Below are 11600 nucleotides of genomic sequence, written 5' to 3'. Positions count from 1 at the left end.
GAGCCGATGGTATTGCCGTAACAGGTGGGAGAGTAGGTCGGTGCCTTTTTTTACACGGAAGCCCTTGCTGGAAACAGTCAAGGGCTTCTTTCGTTTGGACAGTTTTGCCGGAACCGGCAGCAACAACTCCAGTAAAGACATCGGTAACTGTAACAATAGGCTTAACAGCAAGACCGTAACAGCAATAGCTGTAGCGGCAAGAGTAACTGTAACCGTAACAGCTGCAGCGCCCCGCCCGGGGTTTACTTTTCTCCTGCTTTTCCCATTTTACAATTAGTAATTCTACGAGATATTGTCTAATTTAGTTATTACAGCAATGTATATATGATGAAAGCTAAACAGATATTCTTACTCGGTATTTTACTCGTATTTTTCCTTATCAGCAATAGTCTAAAAGTGCAGGGACAGTCATTAGATGACGGTGTTCTGCGCATATTGGCCATTGGGAACAGTTTTTCAGAAGACGCGATTGAGCAGAATCTTTATGAATTGGCCAAAGCTGGAAAGAAAAAGATCGTAATTGGTAACCTCTATATTGGTGGCGCTCCATTAAGCTTGCATCTAAGCAATGCGAAAGAAGATAAACCAGCTTATCGCTACCGGAAGATCAATCTGGAAGGACATATGTTCGAGAAGACAAACGAGCGACTTTCAGAGGCTCTAGTTGACGAAGCCTGGGATTATATCAGTTTCCAGCAAGCAAGTCCGCTTTCAGGAGATTATGACTCCTATGCGAAGGATCTGCCACTTTTGTATGACTATGTCACAAAACATGTAAAGTATCCGCAGACGAACTATATATTGCATCAAACCTGGGCTTATCAAAATGGTTCGACACATGAAGGTTTTGTCCGCTATAACCGTAATCAGAATGCGATGTATGCGGCCATTGTAAACACTTCTCAAGAAGTCTTTAATTGGGGGAATTTTCAGGTATTGGTGCCCTCGGGTACTGCAATTCAGAATGCACGATCAAGCTATTTAGGCGATCAATTCACACGAGATGGCTATCATCTTAACCTAGATTATGGCCGTTTTGTTGCGGCCTGTACCTGGTACGAAGCGCTATTTAAAGAAAGCGTTGTCAATAATGCTTTTTTACCGCTTAAAGTAAGCTATATTGAAGGACAGATAGCACGGGAGGCCGCGCATCAAGCAGTGAGATCTCCTTATGGAGTTACTGTATTGAAGGATTTTCAATTAATGAAATAATATATTTATATGAGTATTAAAAAAAGCTATTTGATCGAATTGGATCACGAAACAAAAAATACCAGACGTATTTTGGATCGGATACCAGATGAAAAACTGGATTGGCGACCGCATGAAAAATCGATGAGTCTGGGGGAACTCGCCGCCCATGTTGTGGAATTGCATGGCTGGGTGTCTAAAGCGATACCAAAGGATGCATTCGATTTTAAGGTAGATTATCATCCATTGAAAGTATCGTCGGTAGAAGAATTGAAATTGATTCTTGCCGAAGGATTGGAGACAAATAAGGTCGCCATAGAAAATATAGTAGAAGAAGATTGGTTTAAGGACTGGGTGTTAAAATCTGGAGATTACGAAATAGCACGTTTACCACGCGCTGGTGCGATACGTTTTATTGTTAACAACCATATTATCCATCACCGTGGACAGCTGACTGTATATTTACGATTACTCGGCATTCCAGTACCCGGTTTATACGGACCTTCGGCAGATGAACCAATGCCAAGTATGTAATATCATTTTGCATATAGTATAGCAATCAAGCATATAAAATAAAGGGGACCAATTTGATCCCCTTTATTTTATATGCTTGATTGTCTAATTATTTAGCCAATTCTTCAGCGATTGCTTTTCCGATTTCAGCTGGAGATTCAACTACACGGATACCACACTCACGCATGATTTTCATTTTTGCAGCAGCAGTATCATCAGCACCACCAACGATTGCACCAGCATGGCCCATACGACGTCCCGGAGGCGCTGTTTGACCAGCAATAAAACCTACAACAGGTTTAGTGCCATGTTCTTTGATCCAACGTGCAGCTTCAGCTTCCATTCCACCACCGATCTCGCCGATCATGATGATAGCTTCAGTTTCTGGGTCATTCATTAATAATTCAACAGCTTCTTTAGTTGTTGTACCGATGATAGGGTCACCACCGATTCCGATAGCTGTCGTGATTCCTAATCCAGCTTTTACAGTCTGATCTACTGCTTCATAGGTTAAAGTTCCTGATTTAGAAACAACACCTACGTTACCTTTTTTGAAGATAAATCCTGGCATAATACCGATTTTAGCTTCACCTGCAGTGATGATACCAGGGCAGTTTGGACCGATCAAACGAGATTTTTTATCGCTCAGGTAAGATTTTACCTGGATCATGTCTTTTGTAGGGATGCCCTCAGTAATACATACAATCACTTCGATACCCGCAGCGGCAGCTTCCATGATTGCATCTGCAGCAAATGCTGGAGGTACAAAGATAATAGAAACATTAGCTCCTGTAGCGTCTACTGCGTCTTGAACAGTGTTGAATACAGGACGGTCTAAGTGTTGTTGACCACCTTTACCAGGAGTTACACCACCTACTACATTTGTTCCGTACTCAATCATTTGAGTCGCATGGTAAGTACCTTCGTTTCCAGTGAAACCTTGAACGATTACTTTTGAATCTTTATTAACTAATACACTCATTTCTTCTTTAAATTTTGCACACAAATCTACTATTTTGCTTTCTAAAATGGAAGCAATGTGGATACGAATATGACCTTTATTGATAAATTTTTAGTTCAGATTGCGTTTTTGGATAAAATCCCAAAGGATAATGCCAATTGCGACAGATACGTTAAGTGAATGCTTGGTACCATATTGAGGGATTTCGACACAATTATCGATCCTTTCCATGACCTCTTCATCGACACCGTTAACCTCATTTCCAAAAATTAAAGCATATTTTTTATCGGAGCTTGGTTCAAATTGATGTAACATGATACTATTATCGGCTTGTTCAACGGCAATGATTGTATAACCTTCCAACTTTAGCTGCGCTACGACATCGATCGTTTCTTTATGGTACTCCCAAGAAACAGATTGCGTTGCACCTAAAGCCGTTTTTTCGATTTCTCGGTGCGGTGGTGTTCCGGTAATACCACATAAATATATTTTTTCAATGGCAAATCCGTCCGCTGTACGGAAGGCTGAGCCTACGTTGTGCATACTGCGAACATTGTCCAAAACGATTGCGATAGGTGTTTTCTCTTGCTTTTTAAACGATTCAACATCTGTACGTTGAAGTTCATCCATCGATAATTTTTGCATGTTGCAAATATACTAAACCTAAAAAATAAAATAGATTTTGAATATTGAAAATAAGGTGTTATTTTTGCAGTCCGAATTACAAGAAAAAATTGAATAAAAATTAGCTAAAAAAAATGGCAAATCATAAATCAGCGATCAAAAGAATTAGAGCAAACGCTACTAAACGTTTAAGAAACCGTTACCAAGCAAAAACTACTCGTAACGCGATTAAAAAATTACGTCACACAACTTCTGCAGAAGAGGCAAAAACATTGTTACCACGCGTAATTTCTATGCTTGATCGTTTGGCAAAGAAAAATGTGATCCACAAGAAAAAAGCTTCCAATAACAAATCTAAGTTAACTAAATTCGTTAACGGTTTAGCGTAAGCTTTCTGTATAGATATTGAGGGGTACAGCTCGCTGTATCCCTTTTCTTTATGTTATATACTTTGGATTTCTCTTTCCAAGCGAATAGTAATAAAAAAAGCATCAGTACTGATGCTTTTTTTATTTATAGTTGATAGATTATTGCTTTAAATTGGGCAACAATTCAGCAATGACCTTTTTCAATTTATTGGGATCCTTCATATAAGGCTCCAGATCATACAGCTCCACTTTTTTGAAATCGATCGGATGGCTTTCACTTTGAAGGGAAATGGTTCCTTTTTTTAATAATTGTCCGTCTTTTTTTACTGCAGGATCAAAATCGGTTACATTGCCTCCCCCGATTTGAGGTTTCGTATATTGCAATACTACTTTGTCTTCCATAATATGTTGTACAAGTGAATCTCCCAATACCAAAAAATCAGCTGTTACCCACTGGTCTCCAGCATATGTTTTTGACGTTGAACTGATACAGTGTGGTGTAAACAGTTTGTTATCGATCACGACATTTGTTCCAGGGGTACAGAGATTACTCGTTGTGCGCTCGTCTTTGCCGTTACCGCCTAAGAGTTGGCCTTCGATAGATATGGGAAAATCTTGATCCACTCCCATCGTTTTAGGATCTTGCCCATGGAGCATAGCCCCGCTATTACGCCAAGCCCAGCCTTCACCTCCCGGCGCCTGTTCGCCTACAAAACGATAGGTGACACGTAATAAATAAGCGGAAAATTCTTTATCATAGAATAGATGGCCATATTGAAAATTGAAGTTGTCATAACCATCATATCTGACTTTTAATAGACCATCTTCGACGCGAAATGTGTTTTTGTAGTTATCACCAACCTTGTGGTTTCGGATTTTAGGAGTCCAGTTTTTTAAATCTTTCCCATTGAATAATTGAATGGGCTTGGGTTTTTTGTCTTGAGAATTGCCAAATAGGGAAGTGCTGAGTAATAGAATTCCAGCACAATAAATCATATGTTTGAATTTCATCCTGAATTAGGTTTATTGACCTAATTTAGGGAAACATTTTTAAATAAGCAATTCTTTTTGCTTGACATACTCGCTTGGACGGATACCAACGACTTTATTGAACGTATTACTAAATGTAGGTAAACTATTATAACCGACTTTTAACGCTACTTCATTGACACTTAATTTTTCGTCCAATAATAGCTTGAGGGCTGTTAACATTCTAAGTATTGTATAATATTGAATAAAGGACATATTCAACTCCTTCTGAAACAATCTAGCCAATGTGCGTTCGCTGATATTAAAGAGGCTTGCAAGTTTTTTGAAGCTTACATTTTCTTCGATATTCTCTTCTAGGTAAGTAACGATGTCTTTTAATTTCTGATGGCTTGGATAAGGTAAAGCCAGAGGAAGTTCGTGCAACGATAACTCAGGTAGAATAAGTTTAAATGCAGTTGCCAAACTATACTTCGGTTCTTCTACCGGGAATATATTGCCATTCCAACGATTGGTAAACATGATCAATTCGATCAATAGATCGTTTACAGGATAGATCCCCATTTTGCTGTAGAATGCTGTATCATTATTCGTTTTTGGAAAATAAAGATTACGCATCACTACTTCAGGAGTGCTTGGATGGATACTATGCTTGATCCCAGCGGGAATCCATAGATAATGCCGGGCAGGCAGAAAATATGATTTTTCATCTGTTTTTATAAAAACAACTCCACCTTCTGTATATAAAAATTGATCCTTTTCATGACAATGCTCAGTAATATGATTTTCTGCTATGATAGCGTGATGGCAATAGATGCTATCTTCAAATGAATCAACCTCTGTCATGTAATAGCGGTTGACATATTTCGCATCGTTCTTTGTATCTTGTACGTTCATTTTTTCTATAAAACTACGCCGCAAAGGTAAGACTTTTTTGCTAGACCTGACCGCATGGCTATTAAAGTGAGTGTATGCTTACAATAAAATTGCAATTAAATAGTTGGCGAGTTAGTATTTACTTACTTGGATTTTAATCTGTTATTTGTAAGTGGGTGAAAATTAGTTTGATATGAAATTTAATTCTGTTTTTACAAAATAGTAAGAAATATTTTTTTTGTTTATAGTGTTGAAATACAGCTTGTTAATTCTACTTAGTCTCTATTGAATAATTTTGTGTCAAATGATAATAAATTCACGCTAAAAAAAAGCGTTAAAATTGTTTGTTTTGGAGATGTTTACGGGAGCCAAATATCTTTCGAAATAGCAGATGAAAATAGGTTTCAATTTCTTAAGTTTACATGAATAGCTTAAAAAAAATAAAATTAAAGGGATTATGGCTTACGAAAGGATAAAAATTCAGAGCTTACACGATAAGGTTATTACAGCTACTGAAGCAGCAAAATTATTTCAGGATGGTATGGTTGTTGGATCAAGCGGTTTCACTAAAGCTGGCGATAGCAAAGTCGTATTACCTGCTCTCGCTGACAGAGCCAAAGAGGATCCTTTGAAAATAACATTGATTACAGGAGCTTCTTTAGGCCATGGTACAGACGGTAAATTGGCTGAGGCCGGAGCCTTATCCAAACGGATGCCTTTTCAGGTAGATCGTACCCTCCGCAATAAGATCAATGCTGGAGATGTACTTTTTATTGACCAGCATTTAAGCGAGACGGCTGAGCTGCTGCACAATAAAAATCTTCCACAAGTTGATATTGCAGTTTTGGAGGTTGCTGCCATCGAATCTGATGGTAGTATCGTTCCAACAACCTCGGTTGGAAACTCAGCAACCTTTGCTGCATTAGCTAAACAGGTTATTTTGGAAGTTAATACTGCTATTCCGACCACGATTAAAGGGATACATGATATCTACCAGGCAGAAGACTATCCGCGCCGTAATGTGATCCCTATTGTAGCCCCTGAAAATAAAATTGGTCGAAAGACAATCCCATTGGATCCTAGTAAAATCGTGGGTATTGTATTTACCAATGAGTTGGACAGCCCGGCGGATATCGCTGAGCCAGACGTCAAAACAACAGCAATAGCAAAGCATATATTGGCTTTTTTTGAAAACGAAGTGGAACTTGGCCATCTATCTGAGAGTTTGATGCCTCTCCAGGCTGGCATTGGGAAAGTTGCTAATGCGGTACTCACAGGTTTTATCCATAGTAAATTTCATAATTTAACTATGTTTTCGGAGGTATTACAGGATAGTACATTTGATTTAATTGATGCGGGTAAACTGGATTTTGCGTCGGCTTCTTCCATTACTGTATCTGAAGAATGTTATTCACGTGTATTTGACCATTTGGACAAATACCGCGACAAGATCGTTTTGCGTCCCCAGAATATATCCAACACGCCGGGATTGATCAAGCGTTTGGGGATTATCGCGATTAATACAGCGATAGAATTCGATATTTATGGCAATGTGAACTCCACACATACTTCAGGCACCAATATTATGAATGGTATAGGAGGTTCTGGAGATTTTGCACGGAATGCTTACTTAAGCATTTTCGTCACACAAGCAGCATCTAAGGGCGACACGATTTCCCATATTGTTCCTATGGTATCTCATGTGGATCATACGGAGCATGATGTGGATATTTTGGTGACAGATTATGGTTTAGCTGATTTGCGGGGCTTGGCACCTCGTGAAAGAGCTAAAGTTATCATTGAAAATTGTGTACATCCTGATTTCAAAGCACAGCTATTGGATTATTACAATCGTGCCTGTGAGCGGGGAGGACATACTCCGCATTTATTGGAGGAAGCTTTCAGTTGGCATATCAACTTAAGAGAAAAGGGAACGATGAAGAAAGATTAGTTGAATGAACTGCTAGTTATAAAAGGAAAGGCCCCTTCGATTACCACCCTCGTCTATTGATGGGGCTTTCTCTCCGCAATTTACACTGATTTAGCTAACTTGTTCCGATTCAGACCAATAGTAATTTTTGTTCGAAACCACTGCCTGGTTTCTGAAGATTTAATGGAATCCATGTGACGAACTATTATTGTAGGGTGGAATTTTGCGATGGTTTTAGCTCCTCAACCGATTCCTTTTTTGACATGGAAATCTGTCGCATTAGATAATGATAGCAACAGTTTAAAGACGATTTCTACAAATTTTGGTGAAAGACCTTTCTTTACCGCATAATGAGTAGCAACGCCGATGGCACGGACAATCCATTTGTCTGAATATTTGGCCAATTGTTTCAATAACGGTATTGTTTTTTCAGGGAAGGTCACGAGTGCATGTCCAAGGACACGTTCACCTATGATATCGCATATATACCATTGATCTCCGGTGACAATATAGGTGCAAGCGCCTTGGATCGACTGTTCAAGGTGTAAAGGCAGACGTAGTTGCAAGATTATACCTGCAATAACATAACTTCCCATTTCTTTAGTCGCAACCAGTGTATCCGTAAAGGCCAACTGTTCATTTTCAGGTATCCATAATGCCATTTCCCTTGCCGCGAATTCCAAAAGGGGAAAGCTCACTTTCTTTTTCAATAAACCTTCATGTATTGCCATGAGGAGTGCATTTTGCCCTTGATGTTTCCAACAGAATTTAGCCTGCTCCAGAATCTCCCTGATACGAACCTTACTGGTGATTTTTTCCGCTGGCATTATTTGATCTATTATTCTTGGTCTTTATAGATATTCCAGAAATTAAAATCCGTCATCGGAGCATCTGTTATACCGATATTCCTGCCCATGGTGACGATCTGCCCACGGTGGTAGGTCCCATGGATAATCAAATGCTGAATATACTCATATTTTGAAAAATCACACTTAAACCAGGGCGATTCTACTTTGACATTTTTTTCCAAATCCTCTTCTGACAATCCTTCTACATAGTCGAGTATAGTTTGCGAACTCTTCCTGATAGCGTTGAAGATGTCGTCTTTTTTACTGAACACTTTTTCAAAATCAAAATCATTACGTTCTGAGATATGACTCCACCAATATTCCTGCGTCTGCCATATATGGTGCAATGTTTTTAAGATCGTCGGAAAGCTCGATGGGACTTCTTGATTAAGCTGTTCCTCAGATTTGGTGCTTAGCCAATCCAAATACTTATTGACTACCCAGTTGTTGTATTGTACGCTTTTGATGATCAATGTTTTTAAGCTCATATTTATTGATTTATAATTTTGTAAATCTTTTAAAACTTTTCACGTAAATATAAATTTTTCCCAACAGATTTACGATATTTAGGTAAAGTAATGGAATAGTTCATGCTGATTATTGTTCATGAATTGATAACGTATTTTCTTTGCTCAAAACAGGCACCCGTTAGCCTTATATTTGCTTTGACAATTCGTGTAACCAATCATAAATTATGATATAATGAAAAAAATAACAGGTGCTGCGTTCGCTCTTATTGGCCTGCTGTTCAATTGTAAGGTACAAGCGCAAGTCAGCTATTTAAACGAATCCAAGGTGGATTTTGACAAACATATGCAATGGTTTAGGGAAGCTAAATATGGTATGTTTGTCCATTTTGGTCTTTATAGCCAACTTGGCGGAGACTATAAGGGAAGGCCAATTGAAGGTTACGCCGAATGGATTCAGGCCGGGGCAGATATTCCAAAAGAAGAATATGCCAAATTGATCCATAGTTGGAACCCATCACATTTTGATGCGGACCAAATTGTCCAGCTAGCTAAAGATGCTGGTATGAAATATTTGGTAGTTACGACTAAACACCATGAAGGGTTTTGCCTATGGGATTCAAAATATACGGATTATGATATTGCTTCAACAGCAATGATGGGGCGGGATCTCATACAGGAATTGGCTACTGCCTGTAAGAAAAATGCAATCCGATTCGGTACTTATTATAGTATTATAGACTGGCACCACAATTCACAATATCGTAATAGCGAAGGAAAAAGCGGTTGGGAGAAATGGGGACAGGTCGCAATGAAACCAGATCAGAAGGCCGCCTATATCGAGTATATGAAAAATCAGCTGAAAGAACTAATTGTTAATTACGATACCGATATGCTTTGGTTTGATGGCGATTGGGTTAATTGGTGGGATATGGCCACAGGACAGGAACTCTATCAATACTTACGTGAGTTAAAGCCATCCCTTGTGATCAATAACCGGGTGGCTAAACGTGAGCAATTCAAACGTGATTTTGGTACACCTGAGCAAGAGCACCTTAATGCGAAAGTAGATTATGATTGGGAAGCTTGTTATACGTTGAATAACTCATGGGGATTCAAGCGATCGGACAATGCATGGAAGAGTCCAGAGGAAGTAAACAAAAAGTTGATGGAGATTAATACAAAGGGTGGAAATTTATTGTTGAATATAGGTCCAGACGGAAATGGTGAGGTTCCAGCAATAAGTAAAGAGATATTACTGAGAGCGGCGGCAGAGCGAAAAGACCAATCACATTAAACGATTAGCAATTGTATTAAAGTGAGTGATTCATACAGACCCTTTCAATAGCTTTATGTTAAAATGAAGGTAGCACTACCAGTTTTACCATATTCTAACATAAATCGACAGTAATGAAAATGAGGTATAAAAGCATCTTTAATGAGCTCTCATAATATTGCCAACTCAAAAAAATCAATTATAAACAGAGATGAAAACAAAAATCATTTTACTTATGATCATAGGCATCATGCTGTTCGGATTCCAGCATAGTGCCTGGGCCGATCCACCTTTTCAGAAAAGGGGAATGATCAAACTGACCGTTTTCTATCCAAATGGTCCTGAAAAAACATTTAATTGGGATTATTATCTCGCTAAACATATGGCTTTGGTGAAAAAAGTCTTTGGTAAAAATTTGAAAGCTGTGGCGATTGACAAAGGCCTATCAGGCAAGGGAGCAAAAGCTGAACCTACATATTTAGCTATTTGCCATTTATACTTTGACTCTATCGCAGATTATGAGGAACCAATGAAAGAAAATGGAAGCAAGTTTGCTGAGGATTTTCCGAAATATACCAATGTCAAGCCAGAAGTACAGATTAGTGAAGTAATCGAATAAACATAACGAAATACTTTGCTGACTTTCTGCTTTTTTATTAGCTGTGTGTTGAATCCAGGTAAGTAGTTGTTGTAACTTAAGGAATAACATATTTATTTAAAATGTATCTCCGTTTTGAAGTGTGGAAGTACTCCTTCATAAAGCGATTGGGGAATTTTCTGAACTACTAGGTTTCATATAAAACAAGCCAATGGATACTTAGTTAGATAAGGCAGCATGGTCGGACGGAAAAATTCTAATGAATCTTATAACGAGCGCATTTTATATTATCTTTAACTCAATAATGGAAGATTATTGCCTGAGTTCGTTTTTTGATTGAGATATTCGAAAAAACTTATGGAAGAAGACCTCGAATAAAGTTATGATAAAAATAGATCAAATATTTGGAGATAAATCCATTAAACTGAAACAGAAAGTTACAATTTTAGGCAATTGCCTAATTGATGGAGAACTTCGATACGATCATTTGTTAAAATATGCTGATCAACAGAAGGCGAGTGACAAGGCTACTTGCATTGAAGCCATCGAGTATGCAACAAAAAAGAACTTATCAATTGTAGATACTATGTTACTGGACTATGTGACCAATGCATTAAAGGACAATGTACCCCGTATAAAATGGGAAAGTGCCAAAGTCATTGGTAATATTGCTAGACTCTATCCAGATCAATTAGGCCAAACGATAAATTATCTTTTGCAGAATACAAAAGATAATGGTACGGTTGTTCGTTGGGCTACGGTTTTTGCGCTCGCTGAGATTATCAAATTAAAAACAGATCAGACAGGTCAATTAATTAGTAAAGTCGAATTACTTTCTGAGCAGGAAGAAGACAACGCTGTGAAGAAGAAATATCTGGATGTGCTAAAGAGAGTAAAAAAATGATATCATTTTAGGAACAACCATCTGTCTTAATCGTCTTGATAAAAAGCATTAGGGCTT

At 38.3% G+C, this 11600-nt stretch carries 14 protein-coding genes; 8 read left to right on the top strand and 6 right to left on the bottom strand.

Annotated elements, in window-relative coordinates; genetic code table 11:
- From ABDW32_RS20310 to ABDW32_RS20300, 3 genes are all read left to right on the top strand, one after another.
- Positions 1-277 (top strand): hypothetical protein (locus ABDW32_RS20310; protein WP_343565664.1); only part of this gene is annotated, 277 nt, incomplete at its 5' end.
- A gap of 47 nt (positions 278-324) precedes the next feature.
- A complete protein-coding gene (locus ABDW32_RS20305; RefSeq protein WP_343565663.1) occupies positions 325-1212 on the top strand; it encodes a DUF4886 domain-containing protein in 888 nt (295 codons plus the stop codon).
- Positions 1213-1221: 9 nt separating this feature from the next.
- On the top strand, positions 1222-1725 hold the full coding sequence (locus ABDW32_RS20300; RefSeq protein ID WP_343565662.1) for a DinB family protein: 504 nt from the start codon (positions 1222-1224) through the stop codon (positions 1723-1725).
- A gap of 88 nt (positions 1726-1813) precedes the next feature.
- Here the strand turns inward: ABDW32_RS20300 and sucD are convergent, their stop codons facing one another.
- Complete coding sequence (gene sucD / locus ABDW32_RS20295; RefSeq protein ID WP_077438675.1) at positions 1814-2686, bottom strand: succinate--CoA ligase subunit alpha; 873 nt, start codon at positions 2684-2686, stop codon at positions 1814-1816.
- A gap of 90 nt (positions 2687-2776) precedes the next feature.
- Positions 2777-3310 (bottom strand): RNA methyltransferase, encoded by a 534-nt coding sequence (locus ABDW32_RS20290; RefSeq protein WP_343565661.1) that lies wholly within the window; start codon positions 3308-3310, stop codon positions 2777-2779.
- 113 nt (positions 3311-3423) lie between these two features.
- On the opposite strand from ABDW32_RS20290, the gene rpsT reads away from it, so the two are divergent.
- Positions 3424-3678 (top strand): 30S ribosomal protein S20, encoded by a 255-nt coding sequence (rpsT, locus tag ABDW32_RS20285; protein ID WP_046671646.1) that lies wholly within the window; start codon positions 3424-3426, stop codon positions 3676-3678.
- A 138-nt stretch (positions 3679-3816) separates the two neighbouring features.
- On the opposite strand, the gene ABDW32_RS20280 is transcribed toward rpsT, so the two are convergent.
- Both ABDW32_RS20280 and ABDW32_RS20275 read right to left on the bottom strand, forming a co-directional pair.
- Positions 3817-4668, bottom strand: coding sequence for a DUF1080 domain-containing protein (locus ABDW32_RS20280; RefSeq protein ID WP_343565660.1), 852 nt, complete (start codon positions 4666-4668; stop codon positions 3817-3819).
- A gap of 39 nt (positions 4669-4707) precedes the next feature.
- A complete protein-coding gene (locus tag ABDW32_RS20275; RefSeq protein ID WP_343565659.1) occupies positions 4708-5541 on the bottom strand; it encodes an AraC family transcriptional regulator in 834 nt (277 codons plus the stop codon).
- A 436-nt stretch (positions 5542-5977) separates the two neighbouring features.
- Here ABDW32_RS20275 and ABDW32_RS20270 point away from each other — a divergent pair, with 436 nt between their 5' ends.
- Positions 5978-7471: a succinate CoA transferase gene (locus ABDW32_RS20270; protein WP_343565658.1), complete on the top strand. Its 1494-nt coding sequence runs from the start codon at positions 5978-5980 to the stop codon at positions 7469-7471.
- A 221-nt stretch (positions 7472-7692) separates the two neighbouring features.
- Here ABDW32_RS20270 and ABDW32_RS20265 read toward each other — a convergent pair whose 3' ends face one another.
- Both ABDW32_RS20265 and ABDW32_RS20260 read right to left on the bottom strand, forming a co-directional pair.
- Positions 7693-8277, bottom strand: coding sequence for a DNA alkylation repair protein (locus tag ABDW32_RS20265; protein WP_343565657.1), 585 nt, complete (start codon positions 8275-8277; stop codon positions 7693-7695).
- Positions 8278-8288: 11 nt separating this feature from the next.
- Positions 8289-8786 carry a DinB family protein gene (locus tag ABDW32_RS20260; RefSeq protein WP_343565656.1) on the bottom strand — a complete coding sequence of 166 codons (498 nt, stop codon included), beginning with the start codon at positions 8784-8786 and terminating at the stop codon, positions 8289-8291.
- Positions 8787-9000: 214 nt separating this feature from the next.
- On the opposite strand from ABDW32_RS20260, the gene ABDW32_RS20255 reads away from it, so the two are divergent.
- From ABDW32_RS20255 to ABDW32_RS20245, 3 genes are all read left to right on the top strand, one after another.
- Entirely contained in the window at positions 9001-10062 is a 1062-nt protein-coding gene (locus ABDW32_RS20255; protein ID WP_343565655.1) for an alpha-L-fucosidase, read from the top strand.
- Between the two features lie 190 nt (positions 10063-10252).
- Positions 10253-10660, top strand: coding sequence for an EthD family reductase (locus tag ABDW32_RS20250; RefSeq protein WP_343565654.1), 408 nt, complete (start codon positions 10253-10255; stop codon positions 10658-10660).
- A gap of 361 nt (positions 10661-11021) precedes the next feature.
- On the top strand, positions 11022-11543 hold the full coding sequence (locus ABDW32_RS20245) for a HEAT repeat domain-containing protein (RefSeq protein WP_343565653.1): 522 nt from the start codon (positions 11022-11024) through the stop codon (positions 11541-11543).
- The last annotated feature ends 57 nt before the right edge of the window (positions 11544-11600 follow it).

Origin of the sequence: Sphingobacterium sp. (genome assembly GCF_039596235.1) — a bacterium.
Lineage (GTDB): Bacteria > Bacteroidota > Bacteroidia > Sphingobacteriales > Sphingobacteriaceae > Sphingobacterium.
The sequence above is the reverse complement of the archived record's forward strand: the minus strand, read 5'-3'. Positions and strand labels throughout refer to the sequence as shown.